This is a genomic window from Bacillus sp. FSL M7-0558, from assembly GCF_038003245.1.
Lineage (GTDB): Bacteria > Bacillota > Bacilli > Bacillales > Bacillaceae > Bacillus > Bacillus pumilus.
Genome location: NZ_JBBOOU010000001.1, coordinates 2,050,096 through 2,068,845, shown reverse-complemented (window position 1 = coordinate 2,068,845; position 18,750 = coordinate 2,050,096). Strand labels below are relative to the sequence as shown.

The following is an 18,750-nucleotide window of genomic DNA, read 5'->3' as shown; positions in this document are numbered from 1 at the left end:
GCTTCTTTTTTTAATGCGGATTGAGCGGCTTTTTGTGTTCATCTAATGTGAAGCCTTCACCAAGCACATCATGCACGTCACTGACGGATACAAACGCATGAGGATCGACTGAGGTCACGACGCTTTTGAGATGGACAAGCTCGTTTTTTGGGACGACGCAATAAAGAACGTTGCGCTCCTGTTTTGTATAGGAACCGACCCCTTTTAAAATGGTCACACCCCGCTCCATTTCCTCTGTGATTTTCTTTTGAATGATGTCATCTTTTTCAGATATGATCATGGCACCTTTGGCTGCGTAAGCGCCTTCTTGCATGAAGTCAATGACCTTCGCAGCAACAAATACTGCGACGAGTGTATACATGGCTTCTTTGTAATTTAAATAAGTAAGAGAAATCGTAATGACGCAAGCGTCGAAGATGAACATTGTTCGTCCCATAGCCACCTGATAATGCTTGTTGATGAGTCTTGCGATGATGTCCACACCGCCGGTAGTACCGCCGAACTTAAAGATGATCCCGAGGCCTGTTCCGATAAACACACCTGCAAAGAGTGCGGCTAGGGCCAAATCGTGCTGGAGAGGCATATGTATTTGAAAGCGCTGGAAGATGGCGAGAAAGACAGAAAGACTGACAGTACCTACAATTGTATAAGTAAACATCGTTCTGCCGAGCATTTTCCAGCCGATAAAAAAGATCGGAATGTTTAAGACAAGGTTTGAAATGGATGGGTCAATGTGGAATAGAAAATATAAAAGCAGTGTAATACCTGTAAATCCGCCTTCCGCCAAATTGTTCTGCATATTAAAATGAACAAGACCGAAAGAAAAAATCGCAGATCCTATTAAAATAAAGACGATATTTTTAAGACGAATTTCTTTTAGCAAGAGACCACTCCTTTTTTTGCTTAGACAGCGATAATATTATATGGTATGGGAGAGAAACAAGCAAACTGAGTTTTAAACATTTGTCAAATATTTATGATTTCGCTAACATGTAAGAGATGGATAGGAGGATGAGCTTGATGACGAAAGAAAAAACGCTGCGTCACGTGCAGCAAGAAGTAGATGATTACATAGGACAATTTAAAGAAGGCTATTTCAGCCCGCTTGCCATGATGGCCCGTCTGACAGAAGAATTAGGCGAGCTGGCAAGAGAGGTTAACCATTACTATGGAGAAAAGCCGAAAAAAACAACGGAAACAGAAAAAAGCATGGAAGAAGAAATTGGCGATGTTTTGTTTGTGTTAACATGTCTCGCTAATTCACTAGATATATCACTAGAGGAAGCACATGATCGTGTGATGCATAAATTCAATACAAGAGACAAAGACCGCTGGACGAAAAAAGAAGGGAAGTAGAGACGATGACGAACCAAACCATCAAAGTAGTAATCGCTGGAGCAAGAGGAAGAATGGGGATAGAAGCTGTGAAGCTGGCAGAAGAAACGAGCCATTTTGAGCTTGTGGCAGCCCTTGATCACGCGCACGAAGGAAAAAAATTATCTGATGTGATTCATACGACATCTGAGGCGCCGATTTATACAGATATTGATGTGTGTCTTTCAGAGACAGCACCTGATGTATTAATTGATTTGACGACACCAGAAATCGGGAAAGTACATACAAAAAAGGCGCTTGAACATGGCGTGCGTCCAGTCGTCGGAACTACTGGTTTTTCTGAAGCTGACCTGAAAGAGCTCCAGCAATTAACAGAAGAAAAGGGCATAGGCTGTATTATTGCGCCAAACTTTGCTGTCGGTGCGGTCTTAATGATGAAGTTTGCCAAAATGGCAGCGAATTACTTTCCTGACGTTGAAATCATTGAGCTTCATCATGATAAAAAACTTGATGCTCCGAGCGGTACTGGGCTTAAAACAGCTGAAATGATTGCAGAAGTCAGAGAAAGCAAAAAGCAAGGACATCCAGAAGAGAAAGAATTAATCGAAGGTGCACGAGGCGCAGATTATGACGGTATCCGTCTGCACAGCGTAAGACTTCCGGGTATGATCGCACATCAAGAAGTACTGTTTGGAATGGACGGACAGACGCTCACCATTCGTCATGATTCTTATAACCGTGCCTCATTTATGTCAGGTGTAAAGCTTTCAGTTGAACAGGTTATGCACATTGATCAGCTTGTCTATGGTTTAGAAAATATCATCGACTAATAAGGAGTGGATTCCTGATGAACATTGCTTTAATCGCTCACGATAAGAAAAAAAGTGACATGATCCAATTTGCCATTGCGTACCGTGATATATTGGCAAATCATACACTTTACGCAACAGGGACAACAGGTTTGAGAGTGAAAGAAGCGACGGGGCTTCCCATTCATCGTTTTCAGTCAGGACCACTTGGAGGAGATCAGCAGATTGGTGCTTTAATTGCTGATAATGCAATGGATCTTGTGCTCTTTTTTAGAGACCCGCTTACCGCGCAGCCGCATGAACCGGATGTATCTGCACTTATTCGGCTATGCGATGTGTATACCATTCCACTTGCCACCAATATGGGGACCGCAGAGATTTTAGTCAGGAATTTAAATAAAGGTACGTTTGATTTTCGAGATGTAGCAAAAAACGGAGGAACAAATGAAACGACTTGATATCCTTGCATTCGGAGCCCATAGCGATGATGTAGAGATCGGTATGGGCGGAACGATTGCAAAATACGTAAAAAAAGGGGCGCGTGTCGGAATTTGCGACTTGACTCAGGCTGAATTATCCTCGAATGGAACGGTAGAGAGCCGTAAAGAGGAAGCGAAAGCGGCTGCCGCCATTTTAGGCGTGTCAACGCGAATCCAGCTCACGCTGCCAGACAGAGGTCTTTATTTGAATGACGAAGCAATGAAGGACATTGCGGGCGTGATTCGTACATACAAACCGAAGCTAATTTTTGCTCCGCATCACCAAGATCGGCATCCAGATCATGGTCATGCGGGTTCACTTGTAGAAGAGGCTGCTTTTTCGGCAGGTATACATAAATTTGAAGATTCATACAAGCAGCCAGCGCATAAAATAAGTCAGATGTATTATTACATGATTAACGGCCATCATCGTCCAGATTTTGTGATTGATATTTCTGAGGAAATGCACCAAAAGATTGATAGCTTGCATGCGTATCAAAGCCAATTTGTAAAATCGGCGCATTCAGTGGAGACACCTCTTGTGAACGGGTATATTGATTTTGTGAAAATGAGAGAGTCTATGTATGGAAGAGAAGTCAATAAAGCTTATGCAGAAGGGTTTATCACAAAGAAACCACTTTTGATCGATGACGACTTACTTGGGGGGTAATTATGAAAAAACTAAAGGTCGGAATCACTTGTTATCCAAGTGTCGGCGGATCGGGCATTATTGCGACGGAACTTGGAAAACGTTTAGCTGAAAAAGGGCACGATGTTCATTTCATTACCTCAAGTATTCCGTTTAGGCTCAATAAAGTGTATCCGAATATTTATTTTCATGAGGTGGATGTCAATCAATATGCTGTTTTTCAATATCCACCTTATGACCTTGCACTAGCTAGTAAATTGGCGGAAGTCGCAAAACGAGAGAAGCTCGATATTATTCACGCGCATTATGCGGTCCCTCACGCCGTCTGTGCGTTCTTAGCGAAGCAAATGACGGGACACACAGTGAAAGTCGTTACCACGCTTCACGGGACGGATATTACGGTTTTAGGCTATGATCCATCTTTAAAGGAAGTGATTCGGTTTGCCATCGAATCATCAGACCGGGTAACAGCTGTGTCGCATTCATTAGCTGCACAGACGTATGATCTGATTAAACCGGATAAAAAAATCGATACGATCCATAATTTCGTCGATGAGCGTGTGTATTTGCGTGAAGATCATGAAGTGCTGAAGAAACATTATGGTCTCATGCAGGACGAAAAGGTCATCATCCATGTATCGAACTTCCGAAAGGTAAAGCGCGTGCATGACGTGATTCATGTCTTTAAAAAGATTTCTGACCAGGTGCATGCAAAGCTGCTGCTGATTGGTGATGGTCCTGAAAAGTCGGTTGTATGCGATCTTGTGAAAAAGCTGGAACTAACTGATCGTGTGTTGTTTTTAGGAAAGCAAGAGAAGGTAGAGGAGCTTTATTCAATTAGTGATTTGAAGCTGCTGCTTTCTGAGAAGGAGAGCTTTGGGCTTGTACTTCTTGAAGCAATGGCCTGCGGTGTCCCTTGTATTGCAACAGATGTTGGCGGAATACCAGAGGTCATTGAACATGGAGAGACAGGTTTCCTTGTCCCGCTCGGCGATATAGAAGCGGCAGCTAAACACGCAGTCTCAATACTCAAAAACAAAGCGCTTCATGAGCAAGTGTCAGCGGCGGCCCAGTCTAGCGTTCAAGCCCATTTCTCTTCTGAAAAAATAGTGAGTGAATATGAAGAGCTTTACCTAGAATTGATCGAAGGTGATGATGAAGATGAATGAACCATTCACACATGCGATCCCTATTTTACATACACTGCACGAACATGGGCATCAGGCTTACTTTGTCGGCGGAGCAGTGAGAGATGTCCTGTTAGGCAGGGAAATCGGTGATATTGATATAGCAACCGATGCAACGCCTGATACGGTCGAGTCTTTATTTGAAAAAACAGTTGATGTTGGCAAGGAGCATGGCACTGTCATTGTGTTACATGATGGGGTCAGCTATGAGGTGACGACGTTTCGAACTGAATCAGAATATGAAGATTTTCGCAGACCGAAAGAAGTGGCGTTTATCACATCCTTGAAGGAAGATCTTTTAAGAAGAGATTTAACAATCAATGCGATGGCTATGGATATACATGGGGAGATTATTGACCATGTAGAGGGAAAAAAGGATATTGAGCGGAAACGAATTCAAACCGTAGGAGATCCTGCGTGCCGCTTTCAGGAAGATGCGCTTCGTATGATGAGAGCGGTCCGTTTTTTAAGCCAGCTTGGCTTTGAGCTCGCTCCTGAGACGGCTGAAGCGATGAAAAAAGATAAGCGCCTGCTTGCCAACATATCCGTTGAACGCAAAAAGATTGAAATGGAAAAGCTTTTAAAAGGTCGTTATTGTGAGCGGGCGATCAAGGTGCTCATTTCTACCAAATTGTATGAAGAATTGCCGGGTCTCAAAAAGGATCGTCTGCAAGAATCCTTTCAGTCATTTCCGTATTACTTACTGGATGGACTGGAAGAGGTATGGGGGGCTGTTATCCATTTGCTTGGCTTCGATGAAGCGGAGGCTGTGCTCTTCTTAAAAGAATGGAAGCTGTCAACAAAGCTTTTGAAAGACGCTGTGGCTATTAGTCAATACGTCGATTGTGACTGGGATGCGGAGAAGATGTTTGAGGCTGGTGAACACGTGCTCTTATCTAGCTTGAAGATCTCACAGCTAAAACACGAGCGCCGCATTTTCTTTGACGAGCTGGAGGCAGCAAAGCGTTCTTATGATGCACTGCCGATTAAAACACTTCAAGACCTCGCTGTTTCAGGAAAAGATTTAATGGCCTTTCGGCAAAAGACATCAGGAAAATGGATCGCAGAAGAGCTTGATTTGGTAAAAAAAGCCGTTCTGCACAATCATTTAGAAAACCGAAAAGAAGCCATAGAGGAGTGGCTTACAGCATGCGATCAGCAATTAGAAAACGATTAATCGAACTATTTACAGCATCTAGCCAGGATTTTGTCTCAAGTCAGCAAATTTGTGATGAGCTTGGCTGTTCTCGAACGGCTGTCTGGAAGCATATAGAGGACCTCAGAAAAGAGGGCTATGAGGTAGAAGCCGTCAGAAGAAAGGGATATCGCCTGCTGCGTAAACCGGACAAAATTAGTGAGGACGAAATTCTGTTTGGTCTCGACACAGAGAGCTTTGGCAGGCACATTTATTTTCAGAAAGAAGTCGCCTCCACCCAGCTGATTGCCCATGATCTTGTAAATGAAGGTGCGCCCCACGGTACGCTCGTTGTCAGTGATCATCAGACAAACGGGAAAGGCCGCCTTCAAAGGATGTGGCATTCACCAAATGGGACAGGCATCTGGATGAGTCTCATTCTACGGCCTGAAATTCCGCTGCACAAAGCGCCGCAGATGACGCTTTTAGCATCTGTAGCCATCGCAGAAGCCATTGCAGAGCAAACAGGACTCAGTCCATCCATTAAATGGCCAAATGATATTTTGTTAAACGGGAAAAAAGTCGTTGGCATTCTGACTGAATTAAAAGCAGAGGCGGACCAGGTTCATGCGGTGATTATTGGCCCGGGCATTAATGTGAACCAAACGGCTGATGACTTTCCGGATGAACTAAAGGATGTCGCCACGAGCCTGCGAATGGAATTGAATGAAAAAGTGGACCGTGCTGCGCTCATCCAACAGATCATGTCCACCTTTGAAAAAAGGTATGCTGATTATATGAAGCAAGGATTTGCGCCCATTAAACAATTATGGGAATCGTTTGCGATGACGATCGGGCAGCATATTGTGGCCCGCACCGTCAATGGGCAATACACTGGAAAAGCGCTCGGAATCAATGAAGAAGGTGTTTTATTGCTTGAAACGGAGGAAGGGATCCAAAAAATCTACTCCGCAGACATCGAGATCAAGTCAACTTAAGTGGAACACCCGGCACATTTTTGATATACTTCGTGTGGGCAGTATCTGAAAAGAGCTGTACCTGTTAGAAACAAAAATTTGATAAATTTCTGCCTTGATCCTAAGGGACTTGGACAGAGGGATGATTCGCCGCGCATGAGAGATCAAAACATGTGATGTGAGGCAAGCCATCTCCTCTCCAGAATGAGGAGGAACAAATGAAGACAAAGCTAGATTTTTTCAAAATGAAAGAACAAAATGAACCAATTGTAATGCTGACAGCATACGACTATCCATCTGCAAAGCAAGCAGAAAAAGCGGAAGTTGACATGATCTTAGTCGGTGATTCACTTGGGATGGTTGTACTTGGACTCGATTCGACAGTACAAGTCACGATCGATGACATGATTCATCACACAAAAGCAGTGAAAAGAGGCGCAAAAGACACATTTATTGTGACGGATATGCCATTTATGTCTTACCATTATTCATTAGCAGAAACATTGAAAAACGCAGCACGCATCATGCAAGAAAGCGGTGCGGATGCCTTAAAGCTAGAAGGCGGAGATGGCGTATTTGAATCCATTCAAGCTCTCACAAGAGGCGGGATTCCTGTCGTCAGTCATTTAGGCCTCACACCTCAGTCAGTTGGAGTACTTGGCGGGTATAAAGTGCAAGGAAAAGACCACGAAAGTGCGCAGAAATTGATTGAAGACAGCTTAAAATGTGAGGAAGCTGGTGCGATTGCACTTGTGCTTGAATGCGTACCTGGCGAACTGACAAAACGAATTACCGACATGCTGAAAATTCCTGTGATCGGGATTGGTGCAGGGGCTGAGGCAGACGGACAAGTTCTCGTTTACCATGATGTGGTAGGATACGGGGTGTCTAGAACACCTAAGTTTGTGAAACAATACGCGCAAATTGATACTGTATTAGAAGAAGCGCTTATTCAATATACGAAAGAAGTAAAAGGACACACATTTCCAGAAGACAAGCATACATTTCATATCAAAGAAGAAGTCCTTGATGGTTTATATGGGGGGATCAAAAAATGAACGTTGTCACCCATATTCACGAGTTGAAGGAATTGATCAAACTGCATCAAGAAAAACAGCATTCCATCGGCTTTGTTCCAACGATGGGCTTTCTTCATGAAGGACATCTGACGCTTGCGAAAGAAGCAAGGGATCAAAATGACATTGTGGTAATGAGCATCTTTGTCAATCCTTTGCAGTTTGGACCGAACGAAGACTTTGAATCCTATCCAAGGGATATGGAAAGAGATCAGCGCCTTGCAGAAGAAGCAGGGGTAGATATTTTATTTACACCTGATGTGAAAGAAATGTATCCAAATGAACCATCGATCACGATGACGGTTCAAAAGCGGACTGAAGTCTTATGCGGGAAAAAACGACCAGGACATTTCGACGGCGTTGTGACTGTGCTGACAAAGCTATTTCATCTTGTAGCACCAACAAATGTATACTTTGGTTTAAAGGATGCACAGCAAGTCGCTGTGATCGATGCGATGATCAAGGATTTCTTCTTTGATCTTCATCTTGTCTCAGTGCCGACAGTTAGGGAAGAAGACGGTTTAGCGAAAAGTTCAAGAAATGTGTACTTGTCTGATAAAGAAAGACAAGATGCTCCTGCTTTGTACCGCGCATTGAAAAAAGGACAGTCAGCGGTTGAAAAAGGTGAACGTGACGTCAGTCGCATTTATCAGTTGGTAGAAGAAGAAATTCTTCAAACGAGCGGGGAAATTGATTATATTGAGATTTACTCCTATCCAGAGCTTGAGCCGCTTCAGCAGTTAGCAGGCCAGGTCATCATTGCGATTGCGGTGAAATTCTCACGGGCAAGACTGATTGATAATGTGATAATCCATGTTCCTGAAAGCGGTGAAAAGCATGTATAGAACCTTTATGACTTCTAAACTTCATAAAGCGACAGTAACAGAAGCAAACTTACATTATGTAGGAAGCATCACCATTGACGAAGATTTACTTGATGCGGCAGGTATGATGGCAAATGAGAAAGTACAGATTGTCAATAATCATAATGGCGCGAGACTTGAAACATATATTATTCCCGGTGAAAGAAAGAGCGGTGTCATTTGTCTAAATGGCGCAGCAGCAAGATTGGTTCAGCCGGGTGATGAAGTGATTATTATTGCTTATGGGATGCTTTCAGAAGAAGAAGCAAAGACACATACACCAAAAGTGGTCGTGTTAAATAAAGAAAATCAAATTGAACAAATGATTGGGCAAGAGCCTGCGAGAACGATTTTATAACGCATGCTGCAATGAAACAGAACAGTTTAAGAAAAGGAGCTGTTCTGTTTCAGCTATTTTTGCCCAGAGCGTGTTTCACTTCGAGTGGAACGAGGAATTGAGGTGTCCATTTTATGGCCGATCAAAGGTTTGTTGTCGTTGATATTGAAACCACCGGAAATTCACCTAAAAAGGGTGATAAAATCATTCAAATTGCTGCGGTGGTCATTGAAAATGGACAAATTGTCGAACGGTATTCAAAATATGTGAACCCGGGAAAAGTGATCCCTGGATTTATTGAACAGCTGACAGGCATTCAGCAGCATATGGTAGACGATGCAGTGTTTTTTGAGGACATTGCCCAAGAGGTGTATGATCTCATTCAAGGCGCTTATTTTGTTGCGCACAATGTTCATTTTGACTTGAATTTTTTAAATGATGAACTAAAAGCATGCGGGAAAAATGAGCTGGATGTGCTAGCGATTGATACAGTTGAAATTTCTAGAATTCTTTATCCAGAGCTTGAAGGCTATAAGCTCACTGAATTAAGCGAAGAGCTCATGCTTCCACATGACCACCCGCACAGGGCGGATAGTGATGCGGAAGTTACTGCCATGTTATTTTTAACCTTACTCCATCAATTAACACATACACCGCCAAATGTGCTAAAGCAGCTGCGCAGATTATCCTCTTATCTCTTAAGTGATATAGGACTTTTAATCCAGCAGCTTGAAACGAGTGATGCTAGCCGCGAAGATTCTTTGGTAGAAGTCGGCTCTTTTGCTGTTAAAGATGTCACCAATTCTGAAAAGGATACGACAGATTCAGTAGGGGAAGACGATGAACAGCTATTTGAGGAGATCAAAAAGAAGCTTCCCCACACAGTGGAAGGCTATGAAGTAAGAGAAGGCCAGCTCAAGATGATGAATAAAGTGAGAGATGTGTTTCATGAAAGAGCTTATGCTTTAATTGAAGCGGCACCAGGTATTGGAAAAACGCTCGCATACCTCATACCAGCTGCATTAGAAGCAAAGAAATCAGGAAAACCTGTCATTATTAGTACATATTCCATTCTTTTGCAGCAGCAAATGCTTCAGCGTGATGTGCCTATTTTAAATCAATTGCTTCCATTTGAGCCAGCAGCCTGTGTATTCAAAGGTCGGGCGCATTATATTTGCTTAGATAAGTTTGAGCATGTGCTGCATGAGGAAGATGATAATTATGATGTGGTCTTAACGAAGGCGCAAATATTAATGTGGCTCCTTGTGACAGAAACGGGTGATTTATCTGAACTAAATTTACCGTCGGGAGCTGCCAATATAAAAGACCGGATTTCGTGTGTGCACATGCCGTTTACATCGAAAAAGCGCCGCTTTAAAGAATACTGCTTTTATGAGCGTGCGAAAAGAAGGGCCAAAACAGCTGATTTAATTTTAACGAATCATCGCCTGCTCTTATCACAAACGGAAGCATCATCTATCTTTCAGCATGCTGACGTATATGTGATTGACGAGGCTCACCAATTTGAGAAAACAGCCAATGAAACGCTAGGGGATAGTGCGTCGTATATTCAGCTTCATGCGAAATTAACGCAGCTTGGCTCCATGCAGGGCGGTCTGTTAAAGAAGCTCAAAAAGAGATTTCACGGTGCCGGCTTACAGACGGACACCTTTATCGAAATGGATGAGTATCTTCATCAGCTTCAAATGGAAAGTGACGCCTTCTTTAGTACCGTTCATTCTTTTGTCAAAAGGACAAAACCAAAAGCAGACATCAATCGTCTCATTCATAGAGTCCGTCATCATTCGAAGCATGCGCAGTGGAAACGGATTAAAGAGACGGCAAGTAAGCTTTGTTCTTTGTTAATTGCTTGTGAAAAGCTGTATGAGCAGCAAAAAAGCGAGCTTCTTCAAAAAAGTGATCAGTTGACAGAGCACTTTGCGTTTGAAGCAGAGGAATACGATCAAGTGATGTCGTTTATGCACACATTTTGCAGTACGCTGTACCGATTCATTTTTGAACCGAAAAACGATGAAACGGTTTGGATTGAGATTGATGCAAAGGGTGCCAAAAATGCTGTCTTTATGCATGCACAGCCGCTAGATACAGGAGAGCTTTTGGCGGATCGATTTTTTATGAACAAAAAAAGTGTTGTCCTCACATCAGGGACACTCACAATCAATGGGCGCTTTGATTATTGCTTAGAACGATTTGGTCTGCAGGATTTTTATCCGCATCTTGTACAGATTGAGTCACCGTTTGAACTTGAAAAACAGCTCAAGGTTATCGTACCAGCTGATATGCCGCCGATTACGAACCGTGATGAGCGCGACTATGTAAAGCAATCAGTACGGTACATTAAGATGATGGAAAAGCAGCATCAAGCGAAAATATTGGTGTTATTTAATTCACATGAGATGTTAAAAGCAGTGTATGATGAACTGAAAACAGAAGGGATGCAAGCCGCCCTTTTTGCTCAAGGTCTGACGGGCGGTAGCCCTGTTAAATTAACGAAGATGTTCAAATTAGCAAAACATGCGATTTTACTTGGTACGGGTAGTTTTTGGGAAGGTGTCGATTTTCCTGGATCAGAGCTGACAACAGTCATTATGGCACGCCTCCCGTTTCGGCCGCCTGATTCACCGCTCATTGAAGCAAAATGTGATGCCGCTAAAAAACAGGGGAAGAACCCGTTTAAAGCCGTTGCTCTCCCAGAAGCTGTGTTAACCTTTAAACAAGGTGCAGGACGCTTGCTGCGCTCTGAAAAAGACATAGGGACATTGCTCATTTTAGACCGCCGAGTGAAAACCGCGTCATATGGAAAACTATTTTTAGAATCACTCCCTCATGCGCCGGTCCACGAGATGTCAAAAGAATCACTTGAGGCGTATATAGAGAAACTCAACAACGAAAAGCCGCTGTCATAAGCGGCCTTTAGCTGGTGTGGGTTTGGAGTTAATTTATCGTAACGGCTTTTTGTGTTCCGTTGTAAAAATAGTATCGGTTCCTGCGCCGAAAAGTATGACTAACAATATTTACGTACCGAGGAGGAATTAGAAGTGGAAAGTAAAATAGAGGTACTTTCAACTGTTCACATTAAGCATTCAGAGGACCTGTATAAAATTGTTGACTTATTGAACAGAACGCTTAAAAGAGAAGATCTCATGTTTGGATTGGCATTAGATCAAGAAGATCAAAATCAAGCGATATTTACAATATATCGCACATAGGGGAAGCTTGACATGAAAAAAATAGTTTGGATCATCTCATCCGTTGTGGCTCTCGTTTTGCTCATTGGCATCATCAGCTTTACGTGGATTTATCAGATTGCCATGGGGCAAAAGGAACAAGGTCATGAGGCGGCGATTGAACGAGCAAAAAAACAAGCAAACATCGTACAAGTGGAGCAAGTAGAAACCTTTGTCGGAAAAGAAAAACAATTTATTGTTGAAGGGAAAAACAAACAAAACGAAACAACCTATGTTTGGGTACCTGCCAGCAAAAAAGAAAAAGTGATTGCAAAAAAAGCAAAAGACGGTATTACCTCAAATCAAGCAGTACAAGCTGTTCAAAAGGAGAACACAGTCTCTAAGCTAAAGGACGTTCAATTAGCAAGAGAAGGTGACGTACTCCTTTGGGAAGTGACGTACTTAAATGAAAACAATCAATACAGCTTTAGCTATGTCGACTTCTCAACAGGACATGTGGAAAAAAATGTAACACCATAGTTTCTCCTGTCTTGCGTTGACCATGCTGATTTAGAACGGTTATAATAAAATGTATGAAAAAAGAATCACACCTATCGAAAAGGTGAGTTTCTTTCTGGCTTTGGAGGGAATTATGTTGAAAACAACGATTAATCAAGTGTTCAAACATGTCGATGAAGATGTAACCATCGGCGCATGGATTGCCAATAAACGTTCAAGCGGTAAAATTGCATTCTTGCAGCTGCGTGACGGGACAGGCTTTATTCAAGGAGTCGTAGTAAAAGCAGAAGTGGAAGAGGAAGTCTTTAAGCTTGCGAAATCGGTCACTCAAGAAACATCTGTCTATGTGACAGGACAAGTAACAAAAGACGAGCGTTCACCTCTTGGTTTTGAATTGCAAGTGAAATCCATTGAAGTGATTCACGAAGCAACTGACTACCCGATTACACCAAAAGAGCATGGAACAGAATTCTTAATGGATCACCGTCATTTATGGCTTCGTTCTAAAAAGCAGCATGCCATTATGAAAATTCGTAACGAAATCATTCGTGCTACATATGAGTTCTTCCATCAAGAAGGCTTCGTGAAAGTAGATCCGCCAATTTTAACTGGAAGTGCACCTGAGGGCACAACGGAGCTGTTTGCGACGAAATATTTTGATGAAGATGCGTACCTTTCTCAAAGTGGACAGCTTTACATGGAAGCTGCGGCAATGGCACTCGGAAAAGTATTCTCATTCGGTCCAACATTTAGAGCTGAAAAATCTAAAACTAAACGTCATTTAATTGAGTTTTGGATGATCGAGCCTGAGATGGCTTTTGTCGAATTTAATGAAAACCTTGAGTACCAAGAAAATTATGTGACTCATGTGGTTCAAAGTGTACTTGAAAACTGTAAAGTGGAACTGCATACACTTGGCCGTGATACAGCAAAATTAGAAAACATCAAAGCACCATTCCCGCGCATCACTTACGATGAAGCAATTAAATTCTTGCAAGAAAAAGGCTTTGACGATATTGAATGGGGAGATGACTTCGGCGCACCTCACGAAACAGCGATCGCTGAAAGCTACGATAAACCAGTGTTTATCACTCATTATCCAACATCATTAAAACCATTTTACATGCAGCCTGCACCAGATCGTGATGATGTTGTTCTTTGTGCAGACTTGATTGCACCAGAAGGCTACGGAGAGATCATTGGCGGTTCTGAGCGTGTCCATGATCTAGAGCTGCTTGAAGCAAGATTGAAAGAACATGGGCTAGATCAAGAAACATACAAATGGTACACAGAATTAAGACAATATGGTTCTGTACCGCATTCAGGTTTTGGTCTTGGACTTGAACGTACTGTTGCTTGGATTAGTGGAGCGCCGCATGTGCGTGAAACCATTCCTTTCCCAAGATTATTAAACCGTTTATATCCTTAAGACGTGAAAGCCTCCAACATATGGAGGCTTTTTCAAACGTTTTTTGAAGGGGCACGTGAAATAAAACGTGATATACTTAAAGTGAAGAGGTGTATCCGATGAATAGGCAGCAATTTATTAATATGCAGCAAATGGGTTCGACCAGTTTGCCTAATTTGCTGATTGCTCATTATGAGCAGTTAGGACTGAATGAATCACAAATGATGGTGATGCTTAAGATTAAAATGAATGAAGAACAAGGTGTGTTCTTTCAAACATTTGAAGAGCTATCCCATGGCATGACCATTTCAGCTGAAGAGTGTGCGTATATGGTTCAGCATTTAATTCAAAAAGGATTTATTTCGATTCAGCCGTTTGAAGACGGGTCTGGTATTCAGCATGACCGTTACTCAGTTGAGCCTTTATGGGGCGTGCTGTATGACTTTTTAGAGGCAAAACAAGCGAAGGAAGGTCAAAAACTTCACGTACAGGCTGAAAAGTCTTTATATGCTTTATTTGAAGATGAATTTGGCAGACCGCTCTCTCCTCTTGAAGGAGAAACACTCTCGATCTGGATGGATCAAGACCATCATGATGCTGAAATGATTCGCCTAGCATTAAGAGAAGCGGTTTTATCAGGAAAATTAAATTTCCGTTATATCGACCGAATTCTGTTTGAGTGGAAAAAGAAAGGGCTAAAAACAGCGGAAGAAGCAAAAGAGCATAGCCAGCATTTCCGTTCTCAGCAAAAAGCGCCACCATCAAAAGAAGAGACGTCAACATATAAGCGACAAGTTCCTTTTTATAATTGGCTGGAACAATAACCAATGAAGGAGAAGTCATGTTATCAAAAAAACAAATCAATGAATGTTTAGATATTATAGGAGATATGTTTCCAGAGGCCGAGTGTGAGCTTGTTCATTCGAATCCATTTGAACTTGTGATCGCTGTAGCACTCTCTGCGCAGTGTACCGACGTGCTTGTCAACAAAGTGACCAAAACGTTATTTCAAAAATATAAAACACCAGAAGACTATTTAAGTGTACCGCTTGAAGAATTGCAGCAAGATATTCGTTCGATTGGCCTTTATCGAAATAAAGCCAAAAACATTCAAAAGTTGAGCAAAATGCTGATTGAAGAATATGGCGGCGAAGTGCCAAAGGATCGGGACGAGCTTGTGAAGCTTCCTGGGGTGGGCCGGAAAACAGCAAATGTCGTTGTTTCGGTCGCTTTTGGGGTGCCGGCAATTGCAGTGGATACACATGTAGAACGTGTTAGCAAGAGACTGGGAATCTGCCGCTGGAAGGATTCTGTTCTCGAAGTAGAACAAACCTTAATGAAAAAAGTGCCAGAAGAAGATTGGTCTGTGACGCATCACCGCCTGATCTTTTTTGGCAGATATCACTGCAAAGCGCAACGTCCGCAGTGCGAATCTTGTCCGCTTCTTGATATGTGTAGAGAAGGGCAGAAGAGGCTGAAAAAAGGATTGGTGAAGCTGGCATGAGCGGGGCAGTTGTTTTTTTCTCATATGTCGAAAAACTAAAAGGGAAAAAGGTAGAGATGAAAGGCGATCGAGTAGACATCCTTAGAGAGCATCCACTCGCATATGATCTATCTTCAGAACCTTTAAGAGATGAACTTCCATGGCAGAAAACAGAAGAATTTGTTCCTGTGATGTTCGAACTGTGGAATGAATTAAAAGGAAAAATGCTTCCTCGTTTTCAAACAAGAAAGTCCCGGTGTGAAGAAGATGATATGCTTCAAGGGATTGTCAGTATGATTGCGATGTTTTACTGGATCAAAGGGGAGAGACTGCAAACGCTTGATTGGGAACATATTAAGCAAGAGACATTTCCTGTTGCTCCTATTAATTGGACAGAACGTTTAGAGTTCATATTGGTAAAACCGACTCAATATCACTGCTTCATTCAACTAGACGAGCTATACACAGAACTAAAAAAGCAGTATGGAAAATATGAAGCACTTAAAAAAATCAGACAAAACCGTTAAAAAAGCACTTGCCATATAGGCAAGTGCTTTTTCATTATTCATTTTCTTTTCGATTAGGAGAAGTTGATTGCGAACTTGAGTTTTGAGAGTTCGTTTTCGCATCATCTTTCTTTTTATCTTTATTGTCAGTTTGTGAATTGCCGTTCCCATTTGTATTGTCTGAGCCATCATCCGAAGAACCATTATTTCCGTTTTCCGTATTTCCGCCTTGATCCTGATCTTTATCTTTGTCTTGATCTTTTTTATCATCTGGCTTTTGCTCATCAGTGCCTGGGGGTTGATTTTTGTTATCGTCAGTCTGGTCTGTCTGCTCGTCGTCAGGCTGCTGCGGTTCTTCTTCTTCTTTGTTCTCATCATCTGCTTTTTCTTCCTTATCTTCATCATCCTTGATGGTGAGGAAGGTAGAAGCTGCTTTACTTGTGACATCCTCTACAGTGGCTGTCACTTGGAATTTATAAGTAGAGCCAGGCTTTACATCAGAGATGACCGCTTCTTTAGCAGAACTGTTTTGAATTTCTTTATAGCCGCCGTTATCTACCGCTTGTTTTACATTAAATGTAGCATCTGCGTCGTTATCATAGCCCCAAGTCAGTGTGATGGATTTTTTCTCTTCATCATACACTGCTTTTAAATCAGAAGGCTTATCAGCTTCTTTTTTCTCATATGTGTCAGACACTTTTGTCGGAACCGTACCTTTTACAAAGTATTCTGTTGTCTTCTTCTCACTAGGTGTATTTGGTCCGGCCAATTTCGCTGGATCCGATCCTTTTTCAACCGTAGCTTCTACGACACTGTCTGGTTTTTCAAATGAGCCGCTTCCATCATCAATTTGAGAAATTAATCGCTGGAAGACGAGTTTGGCAACACGCTGCTCATAATCTGTGAGCCACATTTTGCCGTCCGCATCTTTTGAGTTACCGATTCCAGTCCAAACGGCTGCTGTATATTGCGGCGTATAACCAACAAACCACGAATCTTTCGCACCGCCAGAAGGAATATTGTATTTATTGATATCATCTTGTGTAAAGTTCGTTGTACCTGTTTTACCAGCTACTTGAACGTTCGGTACTTGTGCAAGTGTCCCAGTTCCAGATTGGACAGCAGTTTTCAGCATATCTGTGACCATAAAGGCTGTGTAATCACTCATAGCCGCTTTGGAATCTGGCGTTAGGTCAAGCTTTGTACCGTCATTAAATTCAACAGACTTGACAGCATGCGGTTCGTTATAATATCCATTATTACCGAATGCACTAAAGGCCCCAGCCATTTTTAGAGAGGACACGCCATCGTCAAATCCACCGATTGAGTAAGACTCAGGAATGTCAGACGGTAAGTCCATACCTAAATTATTGGCGAATTGAACGGCATTGTCTGTGCCAGCTTCTTGGAAAGCTTTTAGGGCAGGGATGTTTCGTGATTGTGCCAAAGCACTTCTCATCGACATTTTCCCTAAATGTCTTCTGTCAAAGTTATTAATTGGTGTACCGTTTGAGTACGTATACGGCGCATCATCAATTTGCTGGTACGTTGACCATTTTTTGTTTTCAATGACTGGACCGTAATCTAAAATTGGTTTGATTGTTGAACCTGGCTGACGTTTTGCATCAGTCGCATAGTTAAAGCCGCCGGCTGGTACATCACGTCCACCGCCAATAGCGCGAATTTCACCATTTTTCGTATCAAGCAGAGTAACACCTGCCTGCATACCTTTCGTAAATCCAACTGAATCTCCATTGATAATATCATCTAGGTGATCCTGAGCTTTTCGATCAAGTGATGTATAGATTTTTAGTCCATCAGTTGATACATCCACTTTGGCTTTTTTCTGTACTTCTTCCATGACTTCTTCAATATAAGCAGAATACTTACTTGAGTTCTGGCTCTTATATTTATCAGCAGGGATGACAGTTTTGCTGACAGGGGTTGCTTTTGCAACTTCATAGTCTTTCTCTGAAATGTAGCCTTGTTTTTTCATGAGCCCTAACACGATATTGCGGCGTTTTTCCGCTGCCTCAGGATTTTTCACTGGGTTATAAGCAGAAGGACTCTGCGGCATACCTGCAAGTGTGGCAGCCTGTGCAACCGTTAGTTTATTTAAATCTGTCACGCCGAAAAATTGTTCAGCCGCTTTCCCAACACCGTAAGCATAAGGTGAGAAGAAAATGCGGTTTAAATACATTTCTAAAATTTCATCTTTAGAGTACTTTTGCTCAAGCTGAATCGAGAGCCATACTTCCTGTACTTTACGTTTTAACGTTTTTTGATTGTTAAGTAGAGTGTTTTTCACAACTTGCTGTGTAATTGTACTTCCACCTTCAGCTCCAAAGCCGTCCTCGACGTTTGCGACAAGGGCACCGCCAATACGGATTGGGTCAATCCCGTGGTGTTTATAAAAACGTGCATCTTCCGTTGCGATAAATGCTTCTTTTACCACATCGGGTATATCTTTAATCGAGACATACGTTCTTTTTTCCGCACCGACTTCTGCAAACACTTTCTTGTCTATGTCATAAAGCTTTGAAGAATATGGTGTTTTGAGCTTACTATCATCAATTGAAGGAGCGCTCGATGCAAAAACGGCAAAAGTTGTGATTCCGGCCACTACACAAAGAAGACCGATCACGAGTAAAGATAAAAATATTTTTTTAAATAGACCTGCTTTCTTTTTGCCTTTTTTGTTCTTTTGCTTCTTATTGTTTTCTTGACTTGCTTTACGTCGCTGTTCACGACTTGTAAATTGATCAGACATCACATCTCAACCTTTCGTGTTAAACCTTT

19 protein-coding genes are annotated in these 18,750 nt (G+C 42.2%); 17 read left to right on the top strand and 2 right to left on the bottom strand.

Translation table 11 applies throughout. The annotated features are described in order from the left end of the window. Window positions 1-10 precede the first annotated feature (10 nt). On the bottom strand, window positions 11-883 hold the full coding sequence (locus MHB79_RS10260) for a YitT family protein (RefSeq protein WP_003215598.1): 873 nt from the start codon (window positions 881-883) through the stop codon (window positions 11-13). Window positions 884-1,020: 137 nt separating this feature from the next. On the opposite strand from MHB79_RS10260, the gene MHB79_RS10255 reads away from it, so the two are divergent. From MHB79_RS10255 to MHB79_RS10175, 17 genes are all read left to right on the top strand, one after another. Beyond that, window positions 1,021-1,356: a nucleotide pyrophosphohydrolase gene (locus tag MHB79_RS10255; protein WP_024422788.1), complete on the top strand. Its 336-nt coding sequence runs from the start codon at window positions 1,021-1,023 to the stop codon at window positions 1,354-1,356. A gap of 5 nt (window positions 1,357-1,361) precedes the next feature. Continuing rightward, the gene (gene dapB, locus MHB79_RS10250) at window positions 1,362-2,165 is read left to right on the top strand and encodes a 4-hydroxy-tetrahydrodipicolinate reductase (protein ID WP_058014826.1); all 804 of its coding nucleotides are present in this window, start codon (window positions 1,362-1,364) and stop codon (window positions 2,163-2,165) included. Between the two features lie 17 nt (window positions 2,166-2,182). Continuing rightward, the gene (gene mgsA / locus MHB79_RS10245; protein WP_050943855.1) at window positions 2,183-2,602 is read left to right on the top strand and encodes a methylglyoxal synthase; all 420 of its coding nucleotides are present in this window, start codon (window positions 2,183-2,185) and stop codon (window positions 2,600-2,602) included. Further along, on the top strand, window positions 2,589-3,293 hold the full coding sequence (gene bshB1, locus MHB79_RS10240) for a bacillithiol biosynthesis deacetylase BshB1 (protein ID WP_050943856.1): 705 nt from the start codon (window positions 2,589-2,591) through the stop codon (window positions 3,291-3,293). The genes mgsA and bshB1 overlap by 14 nt, the downstream gene beginning before the upstream one ends. Before the next feature lie 2 nt (window positions 3,294-3,295). After that, on the top strand, window positions 3,296-4,441 hold the full coding sequence (bshA, locus tag MHB79_RS10235; protein ID WP_050943857.1) for an N-acetyl-alpha-D-glucosaminyl L-malate synthase BshA: 1,146 nt from the start codon (window positions 3,296-3,298) through the stop codon (window positions 4,439-4,441). Continuing rightward, complete coding sequence (locus MHB79_RS10230) at window positions 4,434-5,636, top strand: CCA tRNA nucleotidyltransferase (RefSeq protein WP_340989678.1); 1,203 nt, start codon at window positions 4,434-4,436, stop codon at window positions 5,634-5,636. Before bshA ends, MHB79_RS10230 begins: the two co-directional genes overlap by 8 nt. Further along, window positions 5,609-6,592, top strand: coding sequence for a bifunctional biotin--[acetyl-CoA-carboxylase] synthetase/biotin operon repressor (locus MHB79_RS10225; RefSeq protein WP_003215865.1), 984 nt, complete (start codon window positions 5,609-5,611; stop codon window positions 6,590-6,592). Before MHB79_RS10230 ends, MHB79_RS10225 begins: the two co-directional genes overlap by 28 nt. Window positions 6,593-6,789: 197 nt before the next feature. Beyond that, window positions 6,790-7,629 (top strand): 3-methyl-2-oxobutanoate hydroxymethyltransferase, encoded by an 840-nt coding sequence (panB, locus tag MHB79_RS10220; RefSeq protein ID WP_050943859.1) that lies wholly within the window; start codon window positions 6,790-6,792, stop codon window positions 7,627-7,629. Continuing rightward, on the top strand, window positions 7,626-8,492 hold the full coding sequence (panC, locus tag MHB79_RS10215) for a pantoate--beta-alanine ligase (protein ID WP_340989676.1): 867 nt from the start codon (window positions 7,626-7,628) through the stop codon (window positions 8,490-8,492). Before panB ends, panC begins: the two co-directional genes overlap by 4 nt. After that, window positions 8,485-8,868 (top strand): aspartate 1-decarboxylase, encoded by a 384-nt coding sequence (gene panD / locus MHB79_RS10210; RefSeq protein ID WP_034620444.1) that lies wholly within the window; start codon window positions 8,485-8,487, stop codon window positions 8,866-8,868. The genes panC and panD overlap by 8 nt, the downstream gene beginning before the upstream one ends. A 113-nt stretch (window positions 8,869-8,981) precedes the next feature. After that, window positions 8,982-11,774: an ATP-dependent DNA helicase DinG gene (gene dinG / locus MHB79_RS10205; protein WP_137055052.1), complete on the top strand. Its 2,793-nt coding sequence runs from the start codon at window positions 8,982-8,984 to the stop codon at window positions 11,772-11,774. Between the two features lie 132 nt (window positions 11,775-11,906). Continuing rightward, window positions 11,907-12,077, top strand: coding sequence for a YpmA family protein (locus tag MHB79_RS10200; protein WP_003215469.1), 171 nt, complete (start codon window positions 11,907-11,909; stop codon window positions 12,075-12,077). A 12-nt stretch (window positions 12,078-12,089) separates the two neighbouring features. Then, on the top strand, window positions 12,090-12,575 hold the full coding sequence (gene tseB, locus MHB79_RS10195) for a cell wall elongation/penicillin-binding protein regulator TseB (RefSeq protein WP_050943862.1): 486 nt from the start codon (window positions 12,090-12,092) through the stop codon (window positions 12,573-12,575). Between the two features lie 115 nt (window positions 12,576-12,690). Beyond that, window positions 12,691-13,983 (top strand): asparagine--tRNA ligase, encoded by a 1,293-nt coding sequence (asnS, locus tag MHB79_RS10190; RefSeq protein WP_088001079.1) that lies wholly within the window; start codon window positions 12,691-12,693, stop codon window positions 13,981-13,983. A 98-nt stretch (window positions 13,984-14,081) separates the two neighbouring features. Then, window positions 14,082-14,786: a DnaD domain-containing protein gene (locus MHB79_RS10185; RefSeq protein ID WP_034661036.1), complete on the top strand. Its 705-nt coding sequence runs from the start codon at window positions 14,082-14,084 to the stop codon at window positions 14,784-14,786. Window positions 14,787-14,803: 17 nt separating this feature from the next. Continuing rightward, window positions 14,804-15,466, top strand: coding sequence for an endonuclease III (gene nth / locus MHB79_RS10180; RefSeq protein WP_012010351.1), 663 nt, complete (start codon window positions 14,804-14,806; stop codon window positions 15,464-15,466). Continuing rightward, window positions 15,463-15,972 carry a YpoC family protein gene (locus MHB79_RS10175; protein WP_212045969.1) on the top strand — a complete coding sequence of 170 codons (510 nt, stop codon included), beginning with the start codon at window positions 15,463-15,465 and terminating at the stop codon, window positions 15,970-15,972. The genes nth and MHB79_RS10175 overlap by 4 nt, the downstream gene beginning before the upstream one ends. Before the next feature lie 34 nt (window positions 15,973-16,006). Here MHB79_RS10175 and MHB79_RS10170 read toward each other — a convergent pair whose 3' ends face one another. Beyond that, window positions 16,007-18,721: a PBP1A family penicillin-binding protein gene (locus MHB79_RS10170; RefSeq protein WP_212045970.1), complete on the bottom strand. Its 2,715-nt coding sequence runs from the start codon at window positions 18,719-18,721 to the stop codon at window positions 16,007-16,009. Window positions 18,722-18,750: the final 29 nt, after the last annotated feature.

Bases quoted from the DNA above. Each gene is read 5' to 3' on its own strand.
- MHB79_RS10255 (WP_024422788.1), top strand. From the start codon at position 1,021: ATGACGAAAGAAAAAACGCTGCGTCACGTGCAGCAAGAAGTAGATGAT.
- dapB (WP_058014826.1), top strand. From the start codon at position 1,362: ATGACGAACCAAACCATCAAAGTAGTAATCGCTGGAGCAAGAGGAAGA.
- mgsA (WP_050943855.1), top strand. From the start codon at position 2,183: ATGAACATTGCTTTAATCGCTCACGATAAGAAAAAAAGTGACATGATC.
- bshB1 (WP_050943856.1), top strand. From the start codon at position 2,589: ATGAAACGACTTGATATCCTTGCATTCGGAGCCCATAGCGATGATGTA.
- bshA (WP_050943857.1), top strand. From the start codon at position 3,296: ATGAAAAAACTAAAGGTCGGAATCACTTGTTATCCAAGTGTCGGCGGA.
- MHB79_RS10230 (WP_340989678.1), top strand. From the start codon at position 4,434: ATGAATGAACCATTCACACATGCGATCCCTATTTTACATACACTGCAC.
- MHB79_RS10225 (WP_003215865.1), top strand. From the start codon at position 5,609: ATGCGATCAGCAATTAGAAAACGATTAATCGAACTATTTACAGCATCT.
- panB (WP_050943859.1), top strand. From the start codon at position 6,790: ATGAAGACAAAGCTAGATTTTTTCAAAATGAAAGAACAAAATGAACCA.
- panC (WP_340989676.1), top strand. From the start codon at position 7,626: ATGAACGTTGTCACCCATATTCACGAGTTGAAGGAATTGATCAAACTG.
- panD (WP_034620444.1), top strand. From the start codon at position 8,485: ATGTATAGAACCTTTATGACTTCTAAACTTCATAAAGCGACAGTAACA.
- dinG (WP_137055052.1), top strand. From the start codon at position 8,982: ATGGCCGATCAAAGGTTTGTTGTCGTTGATATTGAAACCACCGGAAAT.
- tseB (WP_050943862.1), top strand. From the start codon at position 12,090: ATGAAAAAAATAGTTTGGATCATCTCATCCGTTGTGGCTCTCGTTTTG.
- MHB79_RS10185 (WP_034661036.1), top strand. From the start codon at position 14,082: ATGAATAGGCAGCAATTTATTAATATGCAGCAAATGGGTTCGACCAGT.
- nth (WP_012010351.1), top strand. From the start codon at position 14,804: ATGTTATCAAAAAAACAAATCAATGAATGTTTAGATATTATAGGAGAT.
- MHB79_RS10175 (WP_212045969.1), top strand. From the start codon at position 15,463: ATGAGCGGGGCAGTTGTTTTTTTCTCATATGTCGAAAAACTAAAAGGG.
- MHB79_RS10170 (WP_212045970.1), bottom strand. From the start codon at position 18,721: ATGTCTGATCAATTTACAAGTCGTGAACAGCGACGTAAAGCAAGTCAA.